The following is a 24,650-nucleotide window of genomic DNA, read 5'->3' as shown; positions in this document are numbered from 1 at the left end:
GGGGGGACCGCCACCCGTAGACTGACCGGCGAGGGGAGTACTTCCTCGCGCGCTCCGGTCAGTACGGCGGTCCCACGTCCGCCCCGGTCCGCGGCCGACGGCAGTCGGTGAAGGAGACCTCAGACATCGTTCTGAGGAGACCCATGCTCACAGCCCTGTCCGCCGCCACCCCGGCGCCGCCCGCAGGCTCGCTCGAGTCGATCGGCTCGCCCACGCTGTGGATCGCGACGATCGCCGGCGTCGCCGCCCTCTTCGTCATCGACTTCCTCATCACCCGCCGTCCGCACGACCCGAGCATGCGCGAGGCGATCGGGTGGTCGGTCTTCTACATCGCCGTCCCCGTCGTCTTCGGCGGCTGGCTGTGGTGGCAGTACGGCTCCCAGCAGGGCGTCGAGTACTACACCGGCTACCTCGTCGAGAAGTCGCTCTCGGTCGACAACCTCTTCGTCTTCATCATCCTGCTGTCGGCGTTCGCCGTGCCGCGCGAGCTGCGCCAGCGGGTGCTGCTCATCGGCGTCGGCGGCGCGCTCGTGCTCCGCGGCATCTTCATCGCGCTCGGCGCGCAGATGATCGCGAGCTTCGCCTGGACCTTCCTGCTCTTCGGCGCGATCCTGCTCGCCACCGCGGTCAAGGTCGGCCGCGACGCGCTCTCGCACTCCGACCACAACATCGACGTCGACCAGCTGCGCAGCGTCAAGCTCATCCGCCGCATCTACCCCGTCACCGACACCTACGAGGGCACCAACCTCACGGTGCGCAAGGACGGCAAGCGCGCCCTGACGCCGCTCGCCCTCGTCGCGATCGCCATCCTCGGCACCGACATCGTCTTCGCCATCGACTCGGTGCCCGCGGTCTACGGCATCACCGGCGACCCCTACCTCGTCTTCGCGACGAACGCGTTCGCCCTGCTGGGCCTGCGGGCGCTCTACTTCGTCCTCGAGGGCGCCCTGGCCAAGCTCGTCCACCTCGGCCACGGGCTGTCGCTCATCCTGGCCTTCATCGGCGTCAAGCTCGTCCTGCACTGGGCGCACGGCGTGTGGCCCGGCGTCCCCGAGATCCCGACGCTGCCCTCGCTCGGCGTCATCCTCGGCATCCTCGCCGTCGTCACCGTGACGAGCCTGCTCTCCAACCGGCGCTCCGACGAGCCCGCCGGAGCGCCCGAGGACGAGAAGTCGTCGGTGCCGCAGGGCTGACGAGCCCGCCACACGGCATACGTGGTCGTATGCCGCGTGGCGACGTCACGAGGGAGGCGTCCCGCCGGGTGCGGGGCGCCTCCCTCGTCTGCGGCACCGGTCCGGCCCGTCCCCGGCCCGGTGCCGCGCCTCAGCTCGTGGCGCTCGGGGAGGATGAGCCGCCGGGCTGGGACGTCATGACCTTGAAGACGACGACGCGGGCGGCGGGGTTCGTCGCGCCGACGCCGGTGACGAGGGCCTTGGCGCCGACCTTGACGGCCGAGATGGTGGAGTCGGCGCCCTTGCCCTGGGACCGCTGACGCACCTTCGTGTCGGCACCGACCGAGAAGGTCAGCGAGAAGCCCTCCTTGGCCTTGACCGTGATCGACGTGCCCGAGACGGCCGTGACGTCGCCGCGGATCGCCTGGTGCGTGACCGGGCCGGTCTTGCCCTCGGTGACCCACGTGCCGTGCAGGGCCCGGAGCAGGCGGGCGCGCAGACCCTTGCGGTCGCCAGCGCGGTCGCCCTGGCCGGCGTCGACGCCCTGGCTGGTGTCGGCCGACGCTGGGGTGACGAGGGCAGCGTCGACGAGGTCGACGGTGTCGCGGTCGGTCGCCGCGTCCTGCTGGGACTGGGACTGGGCCCCGATCGCGCTCGCGGCGGTGCCGGTGGAGTCGGTCTTGGAGCAGGCCCCGAGGGCGAGGCTGCCGAGGACGAGGATGGCGGCGCCCAGGGCGGTGGAGGAGCGGAGCAGGCCGGTCGTCCGGCGCGTGTCGGTGTTCATGCCCCCTACGCTCCCGCTCTCAGGTGAAGCCCCGGTCCGGGTCGTGTTCGGATCGTGTTCGGGCGGCCCGAAGGCTGCGTGCGGATCACGAGAATGAGCCCCGCAGTCCTTCCGCAGTCCCCCGCTATGCGCCGAGGGCTGCGTCGAGGGCCATGACGGCTGCCAGGTCGACGGCGACTGCCGCGACGAGCGTGCCGATCATCAGGGCGACCTTCACGCTGTCGCGCTGCTCGCCGCGCACGATGCCCATGTTGACGGCCGTCCCGCCGAAGGCGACCGCGAAACCGATCGCGCCCTGGACCAGGAGCAGGGTCAGCATCGGCAGCAGCGCCAGGACCTGCTGGAGTCTCGGGGTGTCCGGGCCGGTCGCGTACTCCGTGCCGCCGACGACGAGGGCCGGGTGCGCCCGAGCCAACCCACCCTTGATCTTCGCCTCGACGGAGCCGGACGCTCCGGGGAGCGTCAGCCGGTTGCGGGGGAAGCCGTGGGGCTTGACCTGCCGTCCGTCGACGGTGAACCGGTAGCCGCTCCAGAACGAGAAGTCGGTCGAGACGGTGCCGGACACCCCGGGGATGGTGAGGTCTGCGAATGCCATGGCACGGATGATGGCAGGTCGTCGGCCGCCGGGGGCGCTTGGCCAGTCGTGTCCTTCGTGTCCCTCGTGTCCTTCGTGTCCTTCGTGTCCTTCGCCCCGTCAGGCGAAGATCGGTCCGACGGCGGGGTAGGCCGCGGTGAGCGCGGTGCGCACCGCCGTCAGGGACGGCACGTCGGCGCCGCCCTGGTAGCCGGTGTCGAGCCGCATCGGCTTGCCCCACGCGGTGAGGTCCTCGATGGTCGGGCCGGCCGCGGCGCCGGAGAGGGTCGCGAACCAGTCGGCCCGGGCATAGGTGACGTCGCCGCCGATGCAGACGAGGTCGACCCACGAGGGGTCAGCGAGGCACACGTTCTCGTACGGGTCGCTGTGGTGGCGCTCGAGCACGACGAGGTCGGCCGGCCGTCCCTCGGCGAGCGAGCCCAGGTGCCCGTCGAGCCCGGCGAGGCGTGCCGCGACGGACGTGACCATGGCGACGAGGTCGGCGGCCGCGACGGGGTGGCCCTGTCGGGCGAGCTCGCGCCGGGCGACCTTCATCTCCCCCAGCAGGCTGGTCGACCCGGACGGCAGCCAGTCGGCGCCGAGCGCGACGGGCATGCCGGCCGCCAGGGCCTCGCCGGCCAGCGTCGTCTCGCCGTAGAGCCGGAGGTTCGACTGCGGCGACCAGACGAGCCGGCAGCCGAGCCCGGCAACGGTGTGCAGGTCGTCGGCGGTGAGGGCCGTCCCGTGGATGATGTTCGTCGCGGGAGTCGCGCCGCCGAGGTCGAGGAAGTGCTGGAACTCCTTGGCGCTCACCGCATCTCCGCGCCGGCCCTCGGCCAGGTGCAGGTAGAACGCGTTGACGTCGCCGGCGGCGATCCGCTTCATGACCGCCTCGAAGCTCGGCAGCCCGAACGACCCGGACGGCAGGTCGATCATCGACCGCGCCCGGTGCGCGCCGAAGGCCCACTGGTCGATGTTGCGCACGAGCGGCTCCGACGAGGCGCTGCTCGCGCCCGAGGCTCCCTGGATGCCGGTCACCCCGCCGACGAGCGCGCGCACCTCGGCGTAGCGGGTCTGGGTCTTGGGCGGGACCCGCGTCAGCAGCGTGTTCTGCGGGTCGCGGACGAGCTCCTGGTAGGGCTTCGAGCGACGCCACGCGTAGCGGTTGTCGTAGAGCTTCGGCGGCTCCCAGGCCGCAAAGACGTTGAACTCCGGGTGCCCGTGCAGGTCGAGCAGACCGGGCAGGATGACGCCGTCCGTCTCGAGCACCTCGACGTCCGTGGGCTTCTGCTTGGACACGCGGTCCACGAGCCCGCCGGAGACGGTGACGTAGCCGCTCGACCACGCACCGTCCGGGGTGATGACGGCGCCGTGCAGCGCGAACGGCGCCGGGGGCAGCGCGCGCGAGCGGCGCGTCGGCTCGGGCAGCTCCTCGGTGATGCCGCGGGCATAGGCCTCGTCGAACGGCCCTGCGGCCGCGTTGATCACAGTGCCGGCCATGTCCGGGCTCCCTTCGGGACGACGACGCTGATCGTCGCGCGCTTCGTCTGCGTGTCGGCGCCGGTGCGGGTCGCCCAGGCGTCCACGTCGCGCCACCACGCGGGCGCGCCTGCCGGAAGGTCGATCTCGGGGATCGGCGCGAAGTCCGTGGGACCCCACGACGCGGCATACGCACTCAGGTCGGTCGGCCCCTCGGGCGTCACGTGGGCCGCGAGGTCGTCGAGGTGCTCGTTCCAGTTCGCGAGCAGGGCTGCCGTCGTCTCGGCGAGCGGCTTGCCGGACGCACGCGCGAATCCCTCTGCGTACGTGGGGTGCCGGATCGCAGCCAGGTGAAGTGACGCTGCCGCGTCCGGCTGCGTCTTCGCCCACATCCGGTAGGCCGTGGCCGCGAGGTCACCGAGTGCGACGACCGCGGTGACGCCCGTGCCGACGAGCAGCGCGTCGAGCCAGCGGTGCCGGTAGTCCGCGATGTGCTCGTCCTTGGCGTGCCTGCTGCCGGCAGCCTGCCCGAAGACGCTGTAGAGGTAGACGTTGACCATGACGTATGCCGTGTCGACACCGACCTTCGCGAGCAGTCCCTGCACGCGCTGGCCGGCCTCACCGACGAGGATGCGCCGTGAGATCGCCTCGTGCGTCGCAGGGTCCTGGCCGAGGACGAGCACGCGGGCGCTGCCGTCGAGCCGCCCCCGGTGGAAGATCGGTCCCCACTCGGTGCGGAAGTCCCCCGACGGGTAGACGTCGTCCCCGGGATAGTCGGCCACGAGGGACGCGAACGGCTCGGCGCCGTACCCGACGCAGCTCTGGTGCACCACGGCCATGGCTGACCTCCACCCGATCGACGGCCTTGTCAGTGCAGGGTGATTCGACGGTAGTCCTGATACATCCGGCGCGTCGGTGGAACCGCTCAGTCCTCGCCGGACGCCCGGCGCAGCAGGATGGCCCTCTCGGCGTCGTTCTGCGTCATCTCGGCGGCGCGGGCGAACTCGGCCCGCGCCTCGTTGTCGCGACCGAGCCGGGCGAGGAGGTCACCCCGGACGCTGGGCAGCAGGTGGTAGTCGGAGAGCGCGCCTGCGGCGACGAGCCCGTCGACGACCTCGAGGGCGGCCGCCGGCCCCTCGGCGTAGGAGAGCGCCACGGCCCGGTTGAGGTCGATGACCGGGGACGGCCGGATCGCGGCGAGCTGCGCGTAGAGCGCGACGATGCGGCCCCAGTCGGTCGCGTCGGCCGTGCGGGCGCGCGCGTGGCAGGCGGCGATGGCTGCCTGCAGCACGTAGGGCCCGGCCCCGCCCCGCTCGGGGTCGACGAGCGACACCGCACGGTCGAGGGCCGCGAGCGCGTGCCGGATGAGGGCCCAGTCCCAGGTCGTGCGGTCCTGGTCGAGGAGCAGGACCGGCTCGCCGTCGCGGCCGATGCGGGCCCGGGTGCGCGAGGCCTGGATCTCCATCAGCGCGAGCAGCCCGTGGACCTCGGGCTCGCCGGGCGCGAGGGCGGACAGGACGCGACCGAGCCGGATCGCCTCCTCCATGAGGTCGCCGCGCGCCCAGTCGCGACCGGACGTCGCGGCATACCCCTCGTTGAAGATGAGGTAGACGACCTCGAGGACCGACGCCAGCCGCGGGGCCAGCTCGGCCCCGGACGGCACCTCGACGGTGATGCCGTCCTGGCTCAGCGTGCGCTTGGCGCGCGAGATGCGCTGGGCGATGGTCGGCTCGGTGGTGAGGAAGGCGCGCGCGATCTCGCGGGTGGTCAGGCCGCCGATCATCCTCAGGGTCAAGGAGATCCGCGCCTGGGCGGTGAGGGCTGGGTGGCACGCGGCGAAGACGAGCCCGAGGACGTCGTCGTCGATGTCTTCGAGGGCCGCGTCGAAGTCGCCCTCGGCCAGCTCGGCCACCCTGAGCTCCTCCATGTGTCCCACCTGCTGCAGCTTGCTCGCGAGGTTGACGTCGCGCCGGATGCGGTCGATGGCACGCCGGCGCGCGGTCGAGGTGAGCCACGCACCGGGCTTGTCGGGGATGCCGTCGCGCGGCCACTGCTCGAGCGCCTGCACGAAGGCGTCCTGCGCGAGGTCCTCGGCCAGGCCGACGTCGCCGATGACCCGCGCGACGACGGCCGTCACCTTGGCGGCCTCCATGCGCCACACGGCCTCGAGCGTGCGCTGGACGTCGTCGGTGGACAGGCGTGGTCCGGTGGTGGGTGACACCCCGTCACTCTGGCACGAAGGGGTGTCGTGACGGGTCAGCCGCGGGCCGCGTTGCGGGCGGCCTCGATGCGCATCTGCTCGTCGCGCTCGCGCAGCTCGGGCGTGTAGCCATCGCCGAAGTCCTCGGGGGCGAAGACCTGTCGAAGCTCGAGCGCCTGGCCGGCGCCGGGCGCGCACGAGACCGGCCACTTCCTGAGCCACTCGAGGGCCTCCTCGCGGGAGCTGACGTCGATGATCGTGAAGCCGGCGATGAGCTCCTTGGCCTCGGCGAACGGCCCGTCGGTGACGACCCAGTCACCGTCCTCGAAGCTCACACGCGCCCCCTTGGAGCTCGGGTGCAGGCCCTGGCCGTCGACGAAGACGCCGGCCTTGAACATCTCCTCGTTGTAGGCCTGCATGTCGGCGAACTGCTGCTCGGTGCCGGTGGTGCCCTGCTCGGTCTCCGGGGACGCGGGGACGATGATCATGAAACGCACGGGGGTCTCCTTCGTCGGTGCGGGTCGGTCGCCCGCCTCACTCCTTCGTCGAACGGGACAGCCACGTCTCGACACGAGAGGCGAGGGCTGTGTAGAAGTCGGCCTTGGCGAGGTAGCGGTAGTGGTCCGTCGCGAGGCTGCCCGCGGCGAAGTAGGCCGAGTCGTCGACGCCGTCGACGATGCCTTCCGCGCGGAAGCTGAGCAGGTCGGCGTGGTCCCAGACGTTCCACCAGCCGCCGAGGTGCTCGGAGGGAGGGTATGCCGTGGGCTCGGGCCCGCGGTCGGGCGCGCTCTCGAGGAAGAGCCCCAGCTCCTCGAAGAGCCCCACCTGGGACGCGGCCGCGCACCAGTAGTCGATGCGGATGCCGCGGTGCTCGGGCATGCGGGGCAGGAAGTGGGTGACGAGATCGTAGACGATCTGTCCGCCCATGCTGTGGGTCAGCACGACGAGCGGCTCACCCCTGCTCTCGGCGGCGAACGCCGCCGCGTCGAGACCGGCCAGGACCCGCTCGATGATCGGGCCCGGCGCCTCGGCGGTGCCGCGCGTCGAGATGTAGGTCATGACGTCGCCGAGGAAGACCGGCACGAAGTCCTCGAGCGGGCGACGCAGCGACGTCGCCGCTCCGCGCAGCCTGCTGACCCGGCGCGACTCCGGGACCGGGGCCGGCGTCGCGGCTGCCGTCGCGGCTGCCGCGGTCTCCTCCGCCTGCTCGGCCGCGTCCGGCAGGTCGAGGGGGCGGGAGACGAGCGAGCGCCCACCGAAGGCGAAGTGGGCGGCGAGGTCGCCCCAGTAGATCCGCATGACCGGGACGCCGCCGGGGTCGTCGGAGATGGCCGGCGCGACGTGCTGACGCAGGTGCGCCTCGATGGCCGTCCACGGCACCTCGCCGAAGGCTCGCGTGGCCCGCGCGAGACCCGGGTCCTCGTCGCGGACCGCGACGCCGTGGACGAAGACGATGGGCACGCGCGGTCCGCCGTCGGCTAGAGCTCGAGCCGGACGGTCGCGGCCGACTCGACGCCGTCGCGGAAGGGGACGCCGTCGCGCGCGGCCTGCGCCACGGCCTCGAGGACCGGCGCGAGCCCGTCGTCGTCGACGTGGCCGGTGACCTCGTCGGCGACGGCCTTGACCTGGTCGGGCGCGTTGCCCATGGCGACGCCCCACGCGGCCCAGTGCAGCATCTCGAGGTCGTTGCGCTGGTCGCCGCAGGCGACGGTGTGGATGGGCTCGACGCGCAGCTGACGACGCACGAGCTCGAGGGCGCTCGCCTTGGACACGCCCTCCGGGTTGATGTCGAGCCACGCGGACCAGCCGACGGCATAGGACACGCCGTGCAGGCCGGCACGCTCGACGAGCTCCATGAACTCCTCGGCCGTGGCCTCGGGCTGACGCAGGGTGACGCGGGTGACGGGGTGGGCGATGAGCTCGTCCCACCCGACCTCGCGGGACTGGCCCATGAGCTCGCCGTCGGGGAAGTGCTTGCTCACCTTGAAGCCGACGCCCGGCTCCTCGACGGCGATGAGCGCGTCGGGCAGGGCGACACGCATCTTCTCGAGCACCGGCCGCGGGTCGAAGGTCACCATGTCGATGATCGAGTAGCCCTCGTCCGAGGACGGGTCGAGCTGGAGCGTCAGGGCTCCGTTGGAGCAGATCGCGTAGCCCTCGCGCAGGCCGAGCGCCTCGAGGATCGGGGTCGTCGCGATGATCGAGCGGCCCGTCGCGATGACGACGGCGACGTCGTCGGGCAGGGCCTGGACGGCGTCGCGGACGCGGTCGGAGAGCTCGCCCATGTGGTTGAGGGTCGTGCCGTCGAGGTCGAGGGCGAGCAGTCGCTGTGCCATGCGCTCACCGTATCGTCCGGGTCCGGGCGCCTTGTCGGGCCCGGACGTCCGTCGCCCGCGCGTCGCGCAGCCGACGCCCGCCCGTCACCCGACGGACGACCATTGGTCGCATCACCGCTGCGACGCGCCGCCCAACACGCCGCGACCGCGCGACCCCGCCGACCAACGGTCGTCCGTCGGCGCGCGGGCGAGGCTCAGGCGAGGCGGCCGAGCGCGTCCTCGATGCCGCGGTGCAGCGTCGGGTAGGCGTAGATCATCGACCGCAGCCGCTCGATCGGCACCTCGCCGTGCACGGCGACGGCGAGCGCCCCGAGCACCTCTCCCCCGGCTGGTCCCATGGTCGTCGCCCCGACGAGCACGCCGCGGTCGGCATCGGCGACCACCTTGATGAGCCCGTCCGCCTTGGCGATCCAGCCGCGCGTCGTCTCGCCCAGCGGCGTCAGCCCGACCTGCACGTTGCCGAACTTCTCGCGCGCCTGCGCCTCGGTCATCCCGACGGCACCCACCTCGGGATCGGTGAAGGTGACGCGCGGGAGGGCGGCATACTCCGCCGGCGGCCCGTCGTCGCCGAGGACGTCACGGATGACGACGCCGGCCTGGTACATCGAGACGTGGGTGAATGCGCCCTTGCCGGTGATGTCGCCGACGGCCCAGACGCCGTCGCTGACCCGGCAGCGGTCGTCGACGGGCGCCGTGCGCGAGTCCTTCGCGACGCCGACCGTGTCGAGCCCGACGGCCGCGGGGTCGGCGCGGCGGCCGGTCGCGACGAGGAGCTTCTCGGCCGTCAGCGTCGAGCCGTCGGCGAGGGTGACGGTGAAGCTCGAGCCGTCGTGGCTGACCTTGTCGGCGCCGACGCCCTGGCGCACGGTGACGCCCTCGGCCTCGAGGGCCGTCAGCAGCGCCGCGGAGGCCTCGGGCTCCTCGAGCGCGAGGATACGGTCGGCGGCCTCGACGATCGTGACCTCGACGCCGAACCGGGCCATGACCTGGCTCAGCTCGCAGCCGATCGCGCCACCGCCGAGGACGACGAGCGACGCGGGCAGCTCTGTGGCCTCGACGATCTCGTGATTGGTCCAGTAAGGGGTGTCGCGCAGGCCCTCGATCGGCGGGACGGCGGCCGTCGTGCCCGTGTTGACGACGATGCCCTTCGTCGCGGTGTAGGCCGTGCCGTCGACGTCGACGCGGCCGGGCCCGGCGATCGTCCCGGTGCCGCGCACGAACGTCGCGCCCTTGCCGGTGAGCCGGTCGACGGCGACCGTGTCGTCCCAGCTGTCGGTGGCCTCCTCGCGGATGCGCTTGGCGACGACCGACCAGTCGGGCGTCACCTCACCGACCGAGCCCGCCAGCCCGTCGACGCGTCGCGCCTCGGCGAGCGCGTCGGCGGCGCGGATCATCATCTTCGACGGGATGCAGCCCCAGTAGGGGCACTCCCCGCCGACGAGCCCGCGGTCGACCCCGAGGACGCGCAGTCCGCGCTCGGCGAGGCTCCCGGCGACGTGCTCACCGCCCGGCCCGAGCCCGATGACGATGACGTCGAAGGTGTGGTCGCTGTCCGTAGCCATGCTCCACCCTTACCCGTGAGAGCGTCGCTGGGAAGAGGCGAGGTCGTATGCCGTCCGCCGCGTCGCCCCGCCCGGCTAGGGTCGACGCGTGGAACAGGGGAACACCGACGTCCGACTGCTGCTCTGGGGAGCCTGGGCCTTCGCGGCCGTCGTGGCGCTGGCGCTCCTCGCCGTCCTGGTGTGGGTGTGGCGTGGCTTCGCGCTCCCGGTCTTCGTCGAGGTGGCGCAGGCGCGCCGGACGGGTGACTGGTGGCGGCCCTTCCTGCCACGCGAGGACGGCTCATGGGGACCGCTCTGCGACAACCGCTACTGGTCGGCCATGCGCGCCGAGCGGCCGGGCGGGGCCTCGGGTCTCGCCGTGCGGTGGGGCTTCTGGGGCTTCGTCGCCGTCGTCTACACGGCCGTCCCGCTCTATGGCCTGGTCCGGGCCCTGGTGGCCGGGGCGCACTACCTCACGAGCAGCTGACGGGAAGGCCGGTCCGGTCGCTCGCCCGGACGCGCAGCCGGGCGATGCGGGCCCGGACCGGCTCCTGAGCCACCAGGACGCTGCCGACGACGAGGACCATGGCGACGAGGTGCACCGGGCCGAAGTGCTCGCCGAGGAGCGCGACGCCCAGCAGCACGCCGACGACGGGATTGACGAGGCCGATGATCGAGGCGGACGTCGGACCGAGAAGGGCGAGGCCCCGGAACCACAGGACGTAGGCGACGCCGCTGCCGACGAGCCCGAGGTAGAGGAGCGCCCCGACGGCCGGGAGGTCCAGAGCCGGTGGCGCACCCTCGGCCACGAGCCCGATCGGCAGGAGCACGAGGCCGCCGGCGACGAGCTGCCACGACGTCATGGTCACGACGTCCTCGGTGGGCGTCCACCTCCGGGTCAGGACGAAGCCGACCGACGAGAGCACGACGGCGAGCAGGCCGGCGGCGAGGCCGACCGGGTCGAGCGGCTTGTCGAGGCCGTTCCGGAGCACGAGGAGCCCGACCCCGACGAGGCCGACGAGCCCGGCCGCCACCGAGATCCGGGCCGGCCGCTGACCCAGCAGCAGCCGGGCGACCACCATCGTGACCATCGGGGCCGTCGCGACGAGCGTCGCGCCGAGGCCGCTCGGGAGGCGGTAGGCCGCGATGAAGAGCAGGGCGTAGAAGAGGCCGATGTTGAGCGAGCCGAGCACGAGCGAGCGCCACCACCAGTCGCCCTTGGGTAGCCGTCGCAGCCAGAGCAGCATGAGCAGCCCGACGGGCAGCGCCCGCACGGTGGCGGCGAAGAGCGGACGGTCGGGCGGCAGCCAGCTCTGCGTGACGGCATACGTCGATCCCCAGACGACGGCCGGGACCGCCGTCAGCGCGACGTTCCCCCAGCCCACGTGATTGTCTTCCATGGAAGATAAAATACCTTCCAGAGAAGATATATTCCACCCATGCAGCAGTTCGAGGACCATGCCCAGCACGTCGTCGACCAGTGGGCGGCCGTGCGGCCCGAGCTCGACGCGAGCCCGGTGCTCGTCATCGGACGCCTGCACCGCGTCGCGCTCGCCCTGACGACCGAGCTCGTCAAGGTCTACAACGCGCACGGCCTCGGCGAGGGCGACTTCGACGTGCTCGCGACGCTGAGGCGCACCGGGGAGCCCTACGAGCTGACCCCGTCCGAGCTCATGGACCAGACGATGGTCACGTCCGGCGCGGTGACGAAGCGGCTCGACCGGCTCGAGGGCGCGGGCCTCGTCGAGCGACGGGTCGCGGAGGGCGACCGCCGCAGCCGCATCGTCGTGCTCACCGACAGGGGCCGCGAGCTCATCGACCGGGCGGCGCCCGAGCACTTCGCCAACGAGGCCCGCCTGCTCGAGCCGCTCAGCGCGGCGGAGCGCGCGACGCTCGCACGCCTGCTCGGCAAGCTCGGAGCCCCGCTCGGCGTCTGACCCGGCGGACGGCCGGACGCGCGCGGCGGCGTCGGCCTACGCTGCGCTTCCATGACCGTCTCGACGCTGGTGCTGCTCGGCCTGGCCGCGCTGCTCGTCGGCTTCGCCAAGACGGCCATCGGCGGCGTCGGGAGCATCGCCATCGCGATCTTCGCGTTCGTCCTGCCGACCAAGGAGTCGACGGCGGCGATCCTGCTGCTCCTGCTCGTCGGTGACGTCGTCGCGGTGTGGCACTACCGTCGCGACGCCGACCTCGGGCTGCTGAAGCGCCTCATCCCCGCGGTCCTGCCCGGCCTCGTCCTCGGCGCCCTCTTCCTGGCCTGGGTGGACGACACGACCCTGCGCCGGGCCATCGGCGGGCTGCTGCTCGCGCTCGCGGCGCTGCAGCTCTTCCTCACCTGGCGGTCACCCGACACGGCCCGGGTGGGGGCCTCGCGCACCGCCGCCCTCGGGACCGGCGCCGCCACCGGCTTCGCGACGATGACGGCGAACGCCGCCGGTCCCGTCATGACGCTCTACCTCGTCGCGCAAGGGGTCGAGAAGCGCCGCTTCCTCGGCACGAGCGCCCTCTTCTTCTTCGGCGTCAACCTGTGCAAGGTGCCCTTCAGCATCGGGCTCGGGCTCTTCGGCAGCGAGACCCTCTGGCGCGCAGCGCTGCTCGCGCCACTCGTCCTCGTCGGCACCTGGGTCGGCCTGCACACGGCACGGCGCCTCAGCCAGACCCGCTTCGACCAGGCCGTGCTCGCCGCCACGGTCGTGTCCGCGCTGGCCCTCGTCATCCGCTGACCGGCTCGTCGGTCACGCGAGAGCCGGGGTGACCCCCTTGCTCTCCGCGAGCAGCAGGGTGCGGTAGTCGATCCAGCCGACCACGACGCCGCCGTCGTCGACGACCGGCGCAGCATCGACTCCGTTGCGGGACAACGACTCCGCCGCACCAGCCAGAGGCTCGTCCGCCCCGACGGTCGCAGGGATCTCCGTCACGAGGCCGGCGGCGGCCGCGTCGTGCCGACCGTCCGCGAGCGCGTCGGACACGCCGCGGGCCGACACCACTCCCACCGGCGTGCCGTCGGGTTCGACGACCGGGAGCACCCCGCAGGGAGTCCCGGCCAGCGCTGCGGCCACCTCCACGAGGGTCGAGGTGCTGACGACCGGGGTGGGCACCGGAGTCATGACGTCGCGCACCAGCCGAGGCGGATGCCCACCGACGGTCTCGGACGGCAGGCCGAGGTCGACGCCCCGCCGGCGCAGCTTGAGGGTGTAGATCGTGTCGGGGCTGAGACGGTGGCTGATCCCGGTGGCCAGGACGATCGCGAGCATGAGCGGCAGGATGATCGTGTACTCGCCGGTCAGCTCGAAGAGGATGATGACCCCCGTGATCGGCGCCCGTGCGGCACCGGCGAAGACCGCACCCATGCCGATCAGGCTGTAGACGCCCACCGGTCCCGCGACCGAGGGGACGACGAGGTGGGCGGCCTCGCCGAAGGCGGCGCCGAGCATCGCACCGATGAACAGGCTGGGAGCGAAGACGCCCCCCGAGCCACCGATCCCGATGGTGAGGCTCGTGGCGACCATCTTGCCGACGAGCAGCACGAGCAAAAAGGCGATGGCGTAGCCGCCGGCCACCGCCTTCCCGAGGACGGGATACCCCACGCCGTACATCTGCGGCAGGAGCAGCAACACCGCGCCGAGCAGGAGCCCGCCCAGGGCCGGCCGCAGCCACTCGGGTCCGCGCCAGATCGCGTCGCAGACGTCCTCGATGGCGTAGAGCACACGGGTGAAGAGCACGCCGGCTCCCCCGGCGAGCACGCCCAGCACCGCGAACAGCAGGTACTCCGCCGGATGCCCTACCTCGAAGGCGGGCAGGCTGAGGAACGGGGTGTCCCCGAGCACGGCACGGGCGATGGCGCTGGAGGCGACGGACGCCAGCACGACCATGCCGAAGGCCTGCGCGGTGAAGTCGGCGAGGATGAGCTCCATCGCGAAGAAGACGCCGGCGAGGGGCGCGTTGAAGGTGGCGCTGATCCCCGCGGCGGCCCCGCAGGCCACGAGCACCCGGAGCCGCGACTCGGGCAGCTTGACCCACCGGCCGGCCGTGGACCCCAGCGCCGACCCGATCTGCACGATGGGCCCCTCGCGCCCGACCGACCCGCCCCCACCGATGCACAGGGCGGAGGCGAGCGCCTTGACCGCCGCCACCTGGGGGGCGATGCGGCCACCCCGGCGCGCGACGGCATACATGACCTCCGGCACCCCGTGCCCGCGGGCCTCGCTGGCGAAGAAGTGCACGAGCGGGCCGTAGAGCAACCCGGCCACGACGGGAGTGAGGAGCACGAACCACCGGCCCAGGGAGGGCAGGTGCGGGTTCGCCGCGCCTGGCGAGGCGGCATAGTCCGCGTGGCCCGTGAAGAGCATCGTGAAGGTCTGGATGAGCCAGCGGAAGAGGACGGCGAACCCGGCCGCCCCCACTCCGACGACGAGCGCCATGACGAGAAGACCCGTGCCGGAGGTGCGCAACCCGACGACCGCCCGGCGCCACACCTCAGGAGGCGCCCAACCAGCCACCGCCGCGCGGCGGCCCGCCGGGACGGAGGCGGTCACGGGGTCTGGCGCCATGGATTGCATGGTGCAATAATTGCATGGTGACAGCAACGAAGCGAGCTCGTGGAGACGGACCCGACGACGGCGGGACCGACGACCTCGTCACCGCCCTGCTCACCGGGTCGCGCGTCCTGGTCGGCGTCTCGGCGCGGTCCCTGGCCGAGGTCGAGGACGCAGTCACGCTCAGCCAGTTCCGCACGCTTGTCGTCCTGCAGGCGCACGGCCCGACGCGCCTCAACCAGCTCGCGACCCGGCTCGCCGTCGGACCCTCCACGGCCCTGCGCTCGGTCGACCGGCTCATCGCCGCAGGCTTCGTGGCGCGCACCGAGAACGCCCAGGACCGGCGCGAGGTGGTCATCGCCCTGACCGATGCCGGCCGCGCCCTCGTCACCGAGGTCACCGAGCGGAGGCGCGCCGCCATCCGCGCCATCGTCGAAGCCATGCCCGCGTCGCAGCGGCACACCCTCGTCGACGCGTTGGTCGCCTTCAGTGCTGCCGCCGACGAGCCGGCCGCGCTCGCCGACGCGGCCACCCGGCTCGGCTGGTGACGCCATGGCTCTCGTCGGTCACGCGTGCGGGGACACCCCCGCCATCCGCACCGACGACCTGACCAAACGCTTCGGCACCCGCCGAGGCATCGAGGGCGTCACGATCGAGGTCCCGGACGGGGAGGTCTTCGGGTTCCTCGGGCCCAACGGGGCCGGCAAGTCCACGACGATCCGCCTGCTCATGGGTCTCCAGCGCCCGAGCCGCGGCGTCGCACGGGTCCTGGGGCTCGATCCGGTCGCCGACGGCGCCGCGGTGCGCCGCGACGTCGGCTACCTGCCCGGCGAGCTGGCGCTCTTCCCCCGCCTGACGGGGCGCGAGACGCTGGAGCGGCTCGGCGGAGCGCGCGACCTGCGGAGCACGGCCTGGCGGGACAGCCTGATCGAGCGGTTCGGCGCCGAGGTCGACCGCCCGGTGCGGGCGCTGTCGAAGGGCAACCGACAGAAGATCGGGCTCGTCCTGGCCTTCATGCACCGCCCTCGCCTCCTCATCCTCGACGAGCCGACCTCTGGCTTGGACCCCCTTCTGCAAGAGGAGTTCTCGCGCCTCGTCCAAGAGGTGTCGGCCGACGGGGCCACGGTCTTCCTCTCCTCGCACGACCTCGACGAGGTCCAGCGGCTCGCTTCCACCGTGGCGATCATCCGCGAGGGCCACGTGGTGGCCGTCGACACGGTCGACGGGCTACGACGCACGGCGCCCCAGGTCATCGAGCTGCGTTTCGCACACCCACCGCGGACCCGCTTCGCCGACCTGCCGGGGGTCAGCGTGACCGCCCAGGGCGAGCGGGACGTCACGTTGGGCGTCACCGGACCGGTGTCGGCCGTCCTCCGCGCGGCCGTGTCCGACGACGTCACCGGCATCACGGCTCGGCCGGTGGATCTCGAGGAGCTCTTCCTGCGCTACTACGACCCCCTCACCGAGGAGAAGGACCATGCGCACTGACCTGATGCGCCTCGACGTCCGGCTGCGGCGTCGCGGGCTCGTGGGCTACACCGTCGGGATGGGGGCGTATGCCGTGCTGGTCGTGGCGCTCTACCCGACCTTCAAGGGCGACACGGGTCTCGACGCCATCACCTCGGGCAACTCGTCCCTGTCCGCCCTGCTCGGCGTCAGCGGACCCCTGACGTCCCCGGACGGATGGATGAACGCCAACATCTACGCCAACTTCCTGCCGCTCGTCGTGCTCCTCATGACGATCGGCTACGGCGCCTCCGCCGTGGCCGGCCAGGACGAGGACGGGGTGCTCGGGCTCACGGCGGCCCTCCCCCTGGGCCGGGTCTCGCTCGCCGTGCAGAAGATCTTGGGCCTCGTCGTCATCGCCACACCGGTCGCGGCCGTGACGATGCTGGCCGCCGTCGCGGGCCGTCGCTCCGACATCTACCTCGCGACGGGGCCGCTGGTCGCCGCGACGGCCGCGGTCATCGGCCTCGGGATCGTGTTCGGACTCCTCGCGTTGGTCGTCGGCGCGCTGTCGAGCAGCCGGACCACCGCCCTCGGCGTCACCTCGGCCGTGGCCGCACTCTCCTACGTCCTCAGTGCGCTGGCACCCGTCGTGCACTGGGTCCATGCCGTCCGGTGGCTGTCACCGTTCTACTGGGCCCTCGGTGGCGAGCCACTCACCCGTGGCATCGGGGCCGCGGCGACGTGGACGCTGGTGCTGTGCATCGGCGGCCTGGCGACAGCCTGCGTGTGGGCGGTCGACCGGATGGACGTGCGGTGAGGCAGCCCGCCTAGGGTGCTGGGCATGAGCCGCACCGACGACGTCGACCTCATCCGCGCCTCCCGTCAGGCCTGGGGCGCCCTCGAGACCGTGCACGTGCTCGGCTACTTCGCCGACGACGTGCGCGACGCCTTCGTGGCCCTCGGCCTGCACCCGCGCCTCAGCTACTTCGCCGCCCGGTCGGCCGCCTTCGGTGCGGTCGGGCCCGAGGTGCCGACCGCGACCTTCTACGTCTTCGCGCCGTGGCTGCACGCCAAGGCGCTACCGGCGTCGTGGTCGGTCGCGAGCCCGGAGCAGGTGCAGCAGGCTCGCCGCGACGGCATGGCGGTCGTGCTCGACCGTGTCGTCGCAGATGCCGACGTCAGCGAGCTGCTCGACCTCGCCCGCACCGTCTGCGCCGGCCTGACCGCTCACGGTCGCCCTTTGTATGCCGCTCACGCCGGGCTCGCGTGGCCCGACGAGCCGCGCCTCGCGCTGTGGCACGCCGCGACCCTGATCCGCGAGCACCGCGGCGACGGGCACGTGGCGGCCCTGCTGCGTGCCGGCCTCGACCCGGTCGAGTCGATCGTCGTCGGCGGGCTCTTCGCCGGCAACACCGGCTTCATGCGGTCGAGCCGTGGCTGGTCCGACGAGGAGTGGGCCGCGGCGACCGAGCGACTCCGCGAGCGCGGCCTCGTCGACGGCGACACGCTCACCGACGAGGGCCTCGCCTTCCGCAAGGACCTCGAGCGCGAGACGGACCGGATGGCCGTCGAAGGATGGGCGCACCTCGGGCTCGACGGCACGCGCCGGGTCGCGGAGCTCGCCGCGCCGCTGCGGGCTGCGGCCATCGGGAGCGGCATCCTCCCCGAGTGGATCAGCTCCCGCGGTTGACCGCTCCGCACCTCGCAGATCCGGACCTGATCGCTCTGCCGGTGGCCCCGGTGAACCCGCACGCCACGCGGGGCGTCAAGGACCGGACCGAAGCTGGTGGAGCGCTCTAGAGTCGCGGCGTGGGACGCGAGAAGGTCACGACGGAGCACGCCGCCGCACGTGCCGGCGGCGCGCGCGTGCGCCGGGACGCCGAGCGGCTCGCGGGCGAGACCGTCGTCCGGTCCAGCACGGGGCGGCCGCTGGGGGCTGCGCCACCGAGGCCCCCTGGTCGATCATGACTCGGGACCGAGTGGGACCAGACGTCCGCGAGCACCTGACGACGGTGCGGGGTCGAGTCGTGCGATCACTGACCGTCGGCGAACAGCGTTCCAGCACAGGGCCGCTCGTCGTCATCGTGCCGGGTCTCGGGCTCCCCTTCTACACGTTGCCGACGGCACGCGCCGTCGTCGCGCGAGGGCTCGACGCCGCCGTGCTCGACCTGCCAGGCTTCGGGTCGAGCCGCCCGTGGCCGACGCGCCCGTCGATCCACGCCATCGGGCTCACCGCGGCCCGCTGGGTCGAGGAGACGGCGAGCGGACGCCCGGTCGTCGTGCTCGGCCACTCGACCGGAGGGCAGGCCGCGCTGACCACCGGCCTCGCCCTCAGCGCCCGGCGACGCGCCCTCGCCGTCGTGCTGGCCGGCACGACGTTCGCGCCCGAGCAGCGCCGGCTGTGGCGACTGGCCGCGGCCACTCCCCTCGCCTACCGCGACGACGGTCCGGCGGAGCTGGACCCTGGCGAGCTCTACCGCGGCCGGACGGGCATCGTCGCGATGCTGCACTCGGGACTGCGCGACGCACCGGAGCAGCGCATCAGCCACCTGCCCGTGCCACTGACGGTCACGGCGGGCGTGCACGACGCCTTCGTGCCGGTCCCGTGGCTGGACCGCCTGGCATGCTCGGCACGCAGCGCCCCGAGCGTGCGCACCTCCCTGCTCGACGGCTCGCACAACAATCTCTTCACCCATCCCGACGCGGTGGCCGACCTCCTCGCCCTGGCCGCCGAGGATGCCGTGCAGGACGCGGCCCACGCCGGCTGAGCCGGCTCCACGCTGCCCGTCCGCCACGGAAACCGGGGCGCGCAACCGGGGGCGCCTCTGGCACGTTGGACCCATGCCGACCTTCCCGTCCTACGACGGCACCGAGCTCGCCTACCGTGTCGAGGGATCGGGCGAGCCGCTCGTCGTGTGGCCGGGCGGCCCGGCCCGGGACGCCGCCTACCTGGGCGACCTCGGCGGCCTCGCCGAGGCCGCGCACCGCTCGATCGTCATCCCCGACCCGCGCGGCACCGGGGCGTCGCCGCGCCCGGCCGACCACACGGCATACGCCGCCTCTCGCCTCGCCGACGACCTCGAGGCGCTGCGCGAGCACCTGGGCCTCGAGACGCTGGACCTGCTCGCGCACTCGGCGGGGTGCTCGGTCGCCCTGCTGCACGCCGCCCGCCACCCGGCCCGGGTCGGGCGGCTCGTGCTCGTCACCCCGGCCAGCTCGGCGGTCGGGCTCGACGTGACCGACGATGAGTGGGACGCCAGGGTAAGGCTGCGCGCAGAGGAGCCGTGGTTCGCCGACGCCAAGGTCGCGCTCGACGCCAACGACAGCACGCCCGAGACCCGACAGGCGATGTCGCCCTTCCTCTACGGCCCCTGGACCGACGCGGCCCGTCGACACGCAGCGACGGACGGCGCGCAGCGCAACCCCGAAGGCACCCGGGCGTTCCGGAGCGAGCTCCCGGACGTCGAGCAGACCCGGCGCGCCGTCGGCGCCGTGACCGCTCCGGTGCGGGTCCTCGTCGGCGAGCTCGACCTCATGCCCGGGCCGGACCTCGGTGAGCAGCTCGCGGCCCTCTTCCCCGACGGGCGGTGCGTGGTGCAGCCCGGCGCCGCCCACTTCCCGTGGGTCGACGACCCGGCACTCTTCGCGCACCTCGTCACCGAGGCCCTCTCCGACTGAGCGCGTCTCAGGCCGGCGGAGCGGGGTCGCGCCCCTGCCACGTGCAGACGCAGGCCTCGTTGCCCTCGGGGTCGGCGAGGATCCAGAAGGCGGGGGCCCTGTCGTCGGACACGAGACGGCCGCCCGCTGCGAGGGCGCGCTCGATGCGGCCGGGTGCCTCGTCGTGGGCGACGGTGACGTCGAGGTGGATCCGGTTGCGTTGCGGCCGTGGCTCGTCCATCTGCTGGAACCACACCGCCGGGCCGAGGCGCAGCGGGTCCTGGAGGTCGTCGCGGGCGACGACGTCCCAGCCGAGCACGGCGTCCCAGAAGGGCCGCACCGCGTCGATGTCCATGGCGTCGATGGCGACCTCGACGACCGTCAGCGTGCCCGGCTCGGACGCGAGCCCCAGCTCCGCGACGACGGCGTCGACGGCGTGCCCCACGGCGATGTCGTCGTCGGTGACGCCACCCACCGAGGGGGTGGACACGGCGAGGTGCACGACGTCGCCACGCACGTCGACGTCCGGACCGCGACCGAGCGCGGCCGTCACCTCGCCGACCCGCGCCACGAAGCCGAAGGCGGCCGCCGCGTCGGGCGCGCGCACCGTGAGGTGCATGCGCTGGAGCAGGAAACGCCAGGTGGGCAGGGCGTCGGACGCCGCCCGACGGGAGAGCTTGTCGGCCATGGCCCGACCGTAGCCCGCGTCGCCCACGGCCGGCGCCCGTAGCGGAATGAGGTATGCCCGCCGCGGGAGCTGCGGCGGGCATACCTCAAACAGGTGGTCAGGACGGAGTCAGCCGTTCCAGCGGATCTCCCACGTCGTGTTGTCGCCGTGCTGCTGGGTCCAGAACGTGCGCCAGGCCGGCGACGTCGTGGGCTGGGGCAGCTTGGCGCCGAGCAGGCCGCCGACCGAGGCGTCACCGTCGGAGACGTGGATGCCGGTGATCTCGTTGTCGCCGTCGTTGTAGGACGGGCCGCAAATCGAGTCGAACGTCGCCGACGCGTCGCGGCCCTCGGCGAGGAAGCGGACCGGGCGGGGAGCGTGGCCGCGGCCCGCGGCATACGACCCCTCGTCCTCACGGCTGTCGCCGAGGCGGAAGACGTAGCCCGAGTCGAGCGCGCCCCGCTGCGTGTGCAGGCCGTCGCCGGCGTCCTCGACGACGAGCAGGTCGTCCTTCGTGGCGAAGGTGATGTTGTCGAAGCCGGTGTGCTCCTCGTCGCCGACCGCGGCGATCGAGATGCGCCCGGTGTCGGCGCTCGGGCTCTTCTGCGAGATGCGGAAGACGCCACCGTAGGCGCCGGGAAGCGTGCTCGACGTGCTCGTGTCACCCGTCTCGGTGAAGTAGAACTCCCGGAAGCCGGTGCCGGGACGGAAGACGCCGTTCTCGGGGCGCTTCATCGGCGTCGCGTCGGCGGCCTTCGCCGCAGCCGTGGCGTCGAACGCCTCGGTCGTCCCCGTGTGGATCGTCACCCACTTCGTCGCGAAGGAGGAGCCGTATGCGTGGAGCTGCCTGATGAACGCGTCCGACGGGTTCGCCTGCAGCGCAGCGGTGGTCGCAGGCGTGCCGTCCTTGCGCTCGATCTGCAGGGCCTGCAGCGAGCCGCCCTTCGTCAGGTCGTGCTTGTCGGTCGGGACGAAGCGGTAGGCGAAGCTGTTGGGCACCTTGCCGCCGCTCGCGCCCTTGCCGCCGATGTCCTCGAGCATCCAGACGTTGCCGTCGGCGTCGTTCTGGATGCCCTCGAAGCCGCCGGAGCCGAGGGCTGCGAGCCGGGTGGCCTTGCCGCCGTCGACCGGGTCACCGTTCGCGTCGAGGCCGACGGCGAAGACGCCGCCCTTGGGCGCGCTCGACTCGGCCGTGAGCAGCAGCTGCTGGGTGAACGGGTCCCACGTGATGCCGTCGATCGTCGGGTAGGCGTTGCCGGCCGTGTCGGTGTCGGAGATGAGCGTGACCCGCTTGAGCGGGTCGCTCTCGTCGAGGTTGATGCGCGTGACGTAGCCGCGCGGGCCGATCTCGTGGCCCTGGTAGAGGTAGTGCTTGCCGCCGAGGACGAGGTAGACGTTCTTGTCGGGCTCCGTCTTGTGGGCCTCGTCCGTGGTCTGCGTCAGCGGCGCGCCGTCGAGGGTGTTGTAGCCGTAGTGCGTGACCCCGTTGGCGGTGTCGGGGTTGGTGAGCGGCAGGTTGCCCCAGGCGACGGACGTCTGGGTCGCCGACGGCGTCAGGACGTTGTTCTGCACGCCGGACCTCGGGTTGGCGTGGGGAACGTTGACGACGGGCAGTCCGTCGTGCGCCTCCGCGGACGTGCCGCCGAGGGCGAAGGCGGCCGCCGCGGCGAGCGTGCCGACGAGCCCTGCCTTGAGGATGGTGGGAGTGTTCACGGAGAGGCCTCTCGTGGGTTTCGGAACATGTGTCCGGGTGAGTTCGCAGACGCCCCAACACTTTCCATGAAGTCTGGGAGAACCCTTCGGATTGCGTGAACGGCGTGGGAGATCGGGCGGACCAGCCGGTGAAGTCTGGGCGACCGCGCCGCGACCGCGACCTCGACTCGGTCTCGGCGACCGGGACTACCGTGGTGCTGTGCCCACCGAGAGCACTCCGGACGAGCTCTTCGCCGGCCACCCCGACGGGCTCGGGGTCCTCGCCGCGGTCGACGCCGCCATCCACGCCCTGGGCGACGTCGAGGTCCGCGCGACGAAGAGCCAGGTCGCGTTCCGGCACGGCCGGCGTGGCTTCGCCTACGCCTGGAGGCCGGGTCAGTACGTCGCGAGCGAGGAGGCCGCCGTGCTGTCGCTCGCCCTGCCGCGCGAGCTGGCGTCGCCGAGGTTCACGTCCGTCGTCCACCCGTCGACCCGGGTGTGGATGCACCACCTCGAGCTGACGGCGCCACGAGCAGGTCGACGCCGAGGTGCAGGACTGGCTGCGCCAGGCGTACGAGGCCGCGTCCGCCACGCCACGCTGAGGTGCCGGGGCGCGCCGGGCCGGCCACACGGCATACGCGATCCCGGCACGCCGGTCACGGGCTCCGGGAGGGTACGTGTTGGGCATGGCGATCGACACGGCCGTGCGGCACCGGCGGCCCTACCGGGGTGCGCACCTCATCACCCGACTCGTCGGCCCACTGACGATCGCGGCGCTCGTCGTCGCCTTCGCGCTTCTCTGGCTGGTCGCCCGGCCGCTCGGCGACGTGGGACAGTTCGTCGGCCAGCTCATCGGCGCCGAGGGGGTGCTGCTCCTGTCTGTCGGGCTCGTCCTCATCAGCACGCTGCGCTGGGTGGAGCAGTTCTTCGACGGCGTCGACAAGGCAGCCGTGTGGCACCGGCGGGTCGCGATCGCCGGGACGATCCTCATCGGCGTGCACATCGCCTCGACGGGCAACCCGAACGCCACCCAGCTCGGGCCGACGCTCGGCACGATCGGGATCGTCGGCCTCGCGACCCTCACCGTGTGGGCCATCGCCCCGCGCTGGCGCTCGATCACCCCGCGGCCGCTGCGCGGTGCGGTGGAGCGGGTGATGGAGACCGCACCCGTCCGGCTGGTCGGGCGCTGGGTCGGCAGCTACGGCCTCTGGCGCGGGTTCCACCGGCTGACCGGCGTCTTCCTCGCCTTCGGTTTCGTGCACGGGCTCATGGACGCCACGCTCTTCGGCTCGCCCCTGCTGCGCTGGTCCTACGTGGCGGTCGGCGGCATCGGGCTCGCCTTCTACCTCTACCGCGAGCTGCTGGCCCGGCGTCTCGCGCAGAGCCACGACTACCAGGTGTCGTCGGTGGCGCCGATCGACGACGCCGCCTTCGAGATCTGGCTGCGGCCGCTCGGCGACCGCTTCGCCTTCCGGCCCGGGCAGTTCGCGCTCGTCAACCTCGAGGCGCGCGACGGCTGGCACCGCCACCCCTTCACCATCGCGAGCGCCCCGCAGGAGAAGGAGGTCCGGATCACCGTGCGCGCCCTCGGCGACTTCACCTCCAGCATCGGCGAGCTCGTCGCACCCGGCATGCCGGCCGTCATCAGCAGCCCCCAGGGTCACTTCGACCTCACCCGGGGCACCGAGCACCAGGTGTGGGTGGCGGGCGGCATCGGGGTCGCGCCGATGCTCAGCTGGCTGCGGTCGGCCAAGCCGGGCGAGCTGCCCCACCGCGTCGACTTCTTCTACACCGCCCGCGGGCCGGCCCCGCTCGCCGACGAGGTCAGCCACCTCGCCGGGCACCACGAGGAGATGCACCTCCACCTCGTCGACACGGCGACCGACCCGCGGTTGACCGCCGAGCACGTCCTGGCGACCGTCGGCGTCGAGCCACGGCAGCTGTCGGCCTTCCTCTGCGGTCCCGAGCCCATGGTCAACGCCCTGCAGCGCGACCTCGTGCGCGCCGGCGTCAAGCCCGCCAACGTCCACCGCGAGTACTACAACCTGCGCTGATCGCGGCTCCTGAAGGGACCGGGACCTTCGGCCCTCTCTCCCGTGCGCGCGGAGCGGGATGCTGGAGACAGGAGGCGCACCATGGTCGACACGTCAGGCCCCACCACCCCGTCCAGCACCCCTTCAGCCGGTCCAGGGCCCCGCGACCGGGCGCCGCTGACCCGCGCCTGGATCTCCGTCGCGCTCGTCCCGGTCTTCTTCTTCGTCGCGTTCGCGGCAGCGCAGGGCATCTACGCATTGACCGGCTACGACCCCAGCGCCGGAGCCACGCCGCCGCTCTGGGCAGACCTCGTGGCCGGCATCCCGGCCCTGCTCATCCTCTTCCTGCCCTGCGCAGGCGCCGTCGTCTACGGGCTGCGCGCCCGCCGGGAGGGAGCTCGTGCCGGGCTCGTGCCGGTGGTGCTCGGGGTCCTGGTCGCCGTCGGTGGCGTCCTGCTCGTCGTCCTCCAGTGAGCCGACCACTGGTTTGAGGTAGACCCGCCGCAGATTCTGCGGCGGGTCTACCTCAAA

Annotated in this window: 25 protein-coding genes and 1 pseudogene; 13 read left to right on the top strand and 13 right to left on the bottom strand. The window is 72.8% G+C overall.

Annotation, left to right across the window (positions count from 1 at the left end; all coding sequences use genetic code 11):
• Nucleotides 1–143: 143 nt before the first annotated feature.
• Nucleotides 144–1,193 (top strand): TerC family protein, encoded by a 1,050-nt coding sequence (locus U5C87_RS06795; protein WP_330475859.1) that lies wholly within the window; start codon nt 144–146, stop codon nt 1,191–1,193.
• A 130-nt stretch (nt 1,194–1,323) separates the two neighbouring features.
• On the opposite strand, the gene U5C87_RS06790 is transcribed toward U5C87_RS06795, so the two are convergent.
• The 9 genes from U5C87_RS06790 to U5C87_RS06750 all read right to left on the bottom strand — a co-directional run bounded on the left by U5C87_RS06790 (nt 1,324) and on the right by U5C87_RS06750 (nt 10,107).
• Nucleotides 1,324–1,956, bottom strand: coding sequence for a hypothetical protein (locus U5C87_RS06790; protein WP_330475858.1), 633 nt, complete (start codon nt 1,954–1,956; stop codon nt 1,324–1,326).
• A gap of 124 nt (nt 1,957–2,080) precedes the next feature.
• Nucleotides 2,081–2,551 carry a hypothetical protein gene (locus tag U5C87_RS06785; protein WP_330475857.1) on the bottom strand — a complete coding sequence of 157 codons (471 nt, stop codon included), beginning with the start codon at nt 2,549–2,551 and terminating at the stop codon, nt 2,081–2,083.
• 99 nt (nt 2,552–2,650) lie between these two features.
• A complete protein-coding gene (locus U5C87_RS06780; protein WP_330475856.1) occupies nt 2,651–4,030 on the bottom strand; it encodes an amidohydrolase family protein in 1,380 nt (459 codons plus the stop codon).
• Entirely contained in the window at nt 4,015–4,848 is an 834-nt protein-coding gene (locus U5C87_RS06775) for a uracil-DNA glycosylase family protein (protein ID WP_330475855.1), read from the bottom strand. The genes U5C87_RS06780 and U5C87_RS06775 overlap by 16 nt, the downstream gene beginning before the upstream one ends.
• 86 nt (nt 4,849–4,934) lie before the next feature.
• Nucleotides 4,935–6,161, bottom strand: coding sequence for an RNA polymerase sigma factor (locus U5C87_RS06770; protein WP_330476663.1), 1,227 nt, complete (start codon nt 6,159–6,161; stop codon nt 4,935–4,937).
• Between the two features lie 104 nt (nt 6,162–6,265).
• Nucleotides 6,266–6,697, bottom strand: coding sequence for a YciI family protein (locus U5C87_RS06765; protein WP_330476662.1), 432 nt, complete (start codon nt 6,695–6,697; stop codon nt 6,266–6,268).
• Between the two features lie 46 nt (nt 6,698–6,743).
• Nucleotides 6,744–7,670 carry a hypothetical protein gene (locus U5C87_RS06760; RefSeq protein WP_330475854.1) on the bottom strand — a complete coding sequence of 309 codons (927 nt, stop codon included), beginning with the start codon at nt 7,668–7,670 and terminating at the stop codon, nt 6,744–6,746.
• A 17-nt stretch (nt 7,671–7,687) separates the two neighbouring features.
• Nucleotides 7,688–8,545 carry an HAD family hydrolase gene (locus tag U5C87_RS06755; protein WP_330475853.1) on the bottom strand — a complete coding sequence of 286 codons (858 nt, stop codon included), beginning with the start codon at nt 8,543–8,545 and terminating at the stop codon, nt 7,688–7,690.
• Between the two features lie 194 nt (nt 8,546–8,739).
• The gene (locus tag U5C87_RS06750) at nt 8,740–10,107 is read right to left on the bottom strand and encodes a dihydrolipoyl dehydrogenase family protein (RefSeq protein ID WP_330475852.1); all 1,368 of its coding nucleotides are present in this window, start codon (nt 10,105–10,107) and stop codon (nt 8,740–8,742) included.
• A gap of 88 nt (nt 10,108–10,195) precedes the next feature.
• Between U5C87_RS06750 and U5C87_RS06745 the strand changes: the two genes are divergently transcribed.
• Nucleotides 10,196–10,573 carry a hypothetical protein gene (locus tag U5C87_RS06745; protein ID WP_330475851.1) on the top strand — a complete coding sequence of 126 codons (378 nt, stop codon included), beginning with the start codon at nt 10,196–10,198 and terminating at the stop codon, nt 10,571–10,573.
• Here the strand turns inward: U5C87_RS06745 and U5C87_RS06740 are convergent.
• Nucleotides 10,560–11,546 (bottom strand): EamA family transporter, encoded by a 987-nt coding sequence (locus U5C87_RS06740; RefSeq protein WP_330475850.1) that lies wholly within the window; start codon nt 11,544–11,546, stop codon nt 10,560–10,562. The two genes, U5C87_RS06745 and U5C87_RS06740, sit on opposite strands and share 14 nt — an antisense overlap.
• Between U5C87_RS06740 and U5C87_RS06735 the strand changes: the two genes are divergently transcribed.
• Complete coding sequence (locus U5C87_RS06735) at nt 11,526–12,023, top strand: MarR family winged helix-turn-helix transcriptional regulator (protein WP_330475849.1); 498 nt, start codon at nt 11,526–11,528, stop codon at nt 12,021–12,023. The two genes, U5C87_RS06740 and U5C87_RS06735, sit on opposite strands and share 21 nt — an antisense overlap.
• A gap of 51 nt (nt 12,024–12,074) precedes the next feature.
• Nucleotides 12,075–12,809 carry a sulfite exporter TauE/SafE family protein gene (locus U5C87_RS06730; protein ID WP_330475848.1) on the top strand — a complete coding sequence of 245 codons (735 nt, stop codon included), beginning with the start codon at nt 12,075–12,077 and terminating at the stop codon, nt 12,807–12,809.
• A gap of 12 nt (nt 12,810–12,821) precedes the next feature.
• On the opposite strand, the gene U5C87_RS06725 is transcribed toward U5C87_RS06730, so the two are convergent.
• On the bottom strand, nt 12,822–14,636 hold the full coding sequence (locus U5C87_RS06725; protein WP_330475847.1) for a chloride channel protein: 1,815 nt from the start codon (nt 14,634–14,636) through the stop codon (nt 12,822–12,824).
• A 23-nt stretch (nt 14,637–14,659) separates the two neighbouring features.
• Here U5C87_RS06725 and U5C87_RS06720 point away from each other — a divergent pair, with 23 nt between their 5' ends.
• The 6 genes from U5C87_RS06720 (at nt 14,660) to U5C87_RS06695 (ending at nt 19,748) form a co-directional block, all read left to right on the top strand.
• Nucleotides 14,660–15,169 (top strand): MarR family winged helix-turn-helix transcriptional regulator, encoded by a 510-nt coding sequence (locus U5C87_RS06720; protein ID WP_330475846.1) that lies wholly within the window; start codon nt 14,660–14,662, stop codon nt 15,167–15,169.
• A 4-nt stretch (nt 15,170–15,173) separates the two neighbouring features.
• Nucleotides 15,174–16,109, top strand: a complete 936-nt coding sequence (locus U5C87_RS06715; protein WP_330475845.1) for an ABC transporter ATP-binding protein — start codon at nt 15,174–15,176, stop codon at nt 16,107–16,109.
• Nucleotides 16,099–16,887: an ABC transporter permease subunit gene (locus U5C87_RS06710; protein WP_330475844.1), complete on the top strand. Its 789-nt coding sequence runs from the start codon at nt 16,099–16,101 to the stop codon at nt 16,885–16,887. Before U5C87_RS06715 ends, U5C87_RS06710 begins: the two co-directional genes overlap by 11 nt.
• 24 nt (nt 16,888–16,911) lie before the next feature.
• Complete coding sequence (locus U5C87_RS06705; protein ID WP_330475843.1) at nt 16,912–17,760, top strand: SCO6745 family protein; 849 nt, start codon at nt 16,912–16,914, stop codon at nt 17,758–17,760.
• A gap of 337 nt (nt 17,761–18,097) precedes the next feature.
• Nucleotides 18,098–18,838 (top strand): alpha/beta fold hydrolase, encoded by a 741-nt coding sequence (locus U5C87_RS06700; RefSeq protein ID WP_330475842.1) that lies wholly within the window; start codon nt 18,098–18,100, stop codon nt 18,836–18,838.
• 73 nt (nt 18,839–18,911) lie between these two features.
• The gene (locus U5C87_RS06695) at nt 18,912–19,748 is read left to right on the top strand and encodes an alpha/beta fold hydrolase (protein ID WP_330475841.1); all 837 of its coding nucleotides are present in this window, start codon (nt 18,912–18,914) and stop codon (nt 19,746–19,748) included.
• Nucleotides 19,749–19,755: 7 nt separating this feature from the next.
• Here the strand turns inward: U5C87_RS06695 and U5C87_RS06690 are convergent, their stop codons facing one another.
• Entirely contained in the window at nt 19,756–20,415 is a 660-nt protein-coding gene (locus U5C87_RS06690) for a VOC family protein (protein WP_330475840.1), read from the bottom strand.
• Nucleotides 20,416–20,523: 108 nt separating this feature from the next.
• The gene (locus U5C87_RS06685; protein WP_330475839.1) at nt 20,524–22,107 is read right to left on the bottom strand and encodes an alkaline phosphatase PhoX; all 1,584 of its coding nucleotides are present in this window, start codon (nt 22,105–22,107) and stop codon (nt 20,524–20,526) included.
• 199 nt (nt 22,108–22,306) lie between these two features.
• Here U5C87_RS06685 and U5C87_RS06680 point away from each other — a divergent pair.
• The 3 genes and pseudogenes from U5C87_RS06680 to U5C87_RS06670 form a co-directional block, all read left to right on the top strand.
• Nucleotides 22,307–22,555: pseudogene (locus U5C87_RS06680) on the top strand (DUF5655 domain-containing protein); the annotation flags it as partial.
• Between the two features lie 217 nt (nt 22,556–22,772).
• The gene (locus U5C87_RS06675) at nt 22,773–24,140 is read left to right on the top strand and encodes a ferredoxin reductase family protein (RefSeq protein WP_330475838.1); all 1,368 of its coding nucleotides are present in this window, start codon (nt 22,773–22,775) and stop codon (nt 24,138–24,140) included.
• Between the two features lie 81 nt (nt 24,141–24,221).
• Nucleotides 24,222–24,593, top strand: a complete 372-nt coding sequence (locus U5C87_RS06670) for a hypothetical protein (RefSeq protein WP_330475837.1) — start codon at nt 24,222–24,224, stop codon at nt 24,591–24,593.
• The last annotated feature ends 57 nt before the right edge of the window (nt 24,594–24,650 follow it).

The organism is Terrabacter sp. C0L_2 (assembly GCF_036352015.1).
Taxonomy (GTDB): Bacteria; Actinomycetota; Actinomycetes; order Actinomycetales; family Dermatophilaceae; genus Terrabacter; species Terrabacter tumescens.
Note: the sequence above shows the minus strand (reverse complement) of the source record. Positions and strands in the feature narration are given on the sequence as shown.

Coding starts and splice junctions, on each gene's coding strand:
- U5C87_RS06795 (WP_330475859.1), top strand. CDS start 144: ATGCTCACAGCCCTGTCCGCCGCCACCCCGGCGCCGCCCGCAGGCTCG.
- U5C87_RS06790 (WP_330475858.1), bottom strand. CDS start 1,956: ATGAACACCGACACGCGCCGGACGACCGGCCTGCTCCGCTCCTCCACC.
- U5C87_RS06785 (WP_330475857.1), bottom strand. CDS start 2,551: ATGGCATTCGCAGACCTCACCATCCCCGGGGTGTCCGGCACCGTCTCG.
- U5C87_RS06780 (WP_330475856.1), bottom strand. CDS start 4,030: ATGGCCGGCACTGTGATCAACGCGGCCGCAGGGCCGTTCGACGAGGCC.
- U5C87_RS06775 (WP_330475855.1), bottom strand. CDS start 4,848: ATGGCCGTGGTGCACCAGAGCTGCGTCGGGTACGGCGCCGAGCCGTTC.
- U5C87_RS06770 (WP_330476663.1), bottom strand. CDS start 6,161: ATGGAGGCCGCCAAGGTGACGGCCGTCGTCGCGCGGGTCATCGGCGAC.
- U5C87_RS06765 (WP_330476662.1), bottom strand. CDS start 6,697: ATGATCATCGTCCCCGCGTCCCCGGAGACCGAGCAGGGCACCACCGGC.
- U5C87_RS06755 (WP_330475853.1), bottom strand. CDS start 8,545: ATGGCACAGCGACTGCTCGCCCTCGACCTCGACGGCACGACCCTCAAC.
- U5C87_RS06750 (WP_330475852.1), bottom strand. CDS start 10,107: ATGGCTACGGACAGCGACCACACCTTCGACGTCATCGTCATCGGGCTC.
- U5C87_RS06735 (WP_330475849.1), top strand. CDS start 11,526: ATGCAGCAGTTCGAGGACCATGCCCAGCACGTCGTCGACCAGTGGGCG.
- U5C87_RS06740 (WP_330475850.1), bottom strand. CDS start 11,546: ATGGTCCTCGAACTGCTGCATGGGTGGAATATATCTTCTCTGGAAGGT.
- U5C87_RS06730 (WP_330475848.1), top strand. CDS start 12,075: ATGACCGTCTCGACGCTGGTGCTGCTCGGCCTGGCCGCGCTGCTCGTC.
- U5C87_RS06725 (WP_330475847.1), bottom strand. CDS start 14,636: ATGGCGCCAGACCCCGTGACCGCCTCCGTCCCGGCGGGCCGCCGCGCG.
- U5C87_RS06720 (WP_330475846.1), top strand. CDS start 14,660: ATGGTGACAGCAACGAAGCGAGCTCGTGGAGACGGACCCGACGACGGC.
- U5C87_RS06715 (WP_330475845.1), top strand. CDS start 15,174: ATGGCTCTCGTCGGTCACGCGTGCGGGGACACCCCCGCCATCCGCACC.
- U5C87_RS06710 (WP_330475844.1), top strand. CDS start 16,099: ATGCGCACTGACCTGATGCGCCTCGACGTCCGGCTGCGGCGTCGCGGG.
- U5C87_RS06705 (WP_330475843.1), top strand. CDS start 16,912: ATGAGCCGCACCGACGACGTCGACCTCATCCGCGCCTCCCGTCAGGCC.
- U5C87_RS06695 (WP_330475841.1), top strand. CDS start 18,912: ATGCCGACCTTCCCGTCCTACGACGGCACCGAGCTCGCCTACCGTGTC.
- U5C87_RS06690 (WP_330475840.1), bottom strand. CDS start 20,415: ATGGCCGACAAGCTCTCCCGTCGGGCGGCGTCCGACGCCCTGCCCACC.
- U5C87_RS06675 (WP_330475838.1), top strand. CDS start 22,773: ATGGCGATCGACACGGCCGTGCGGCACCGGCGGCCCTACCGGGGTGCG.
- U5C87_RS06670 (WP_330475837.1), top strand. CDS start 24,222: ATGGTCGACACGTCAGGCCCCACCACCCCGTCCAGCACCCCTTCAGCC.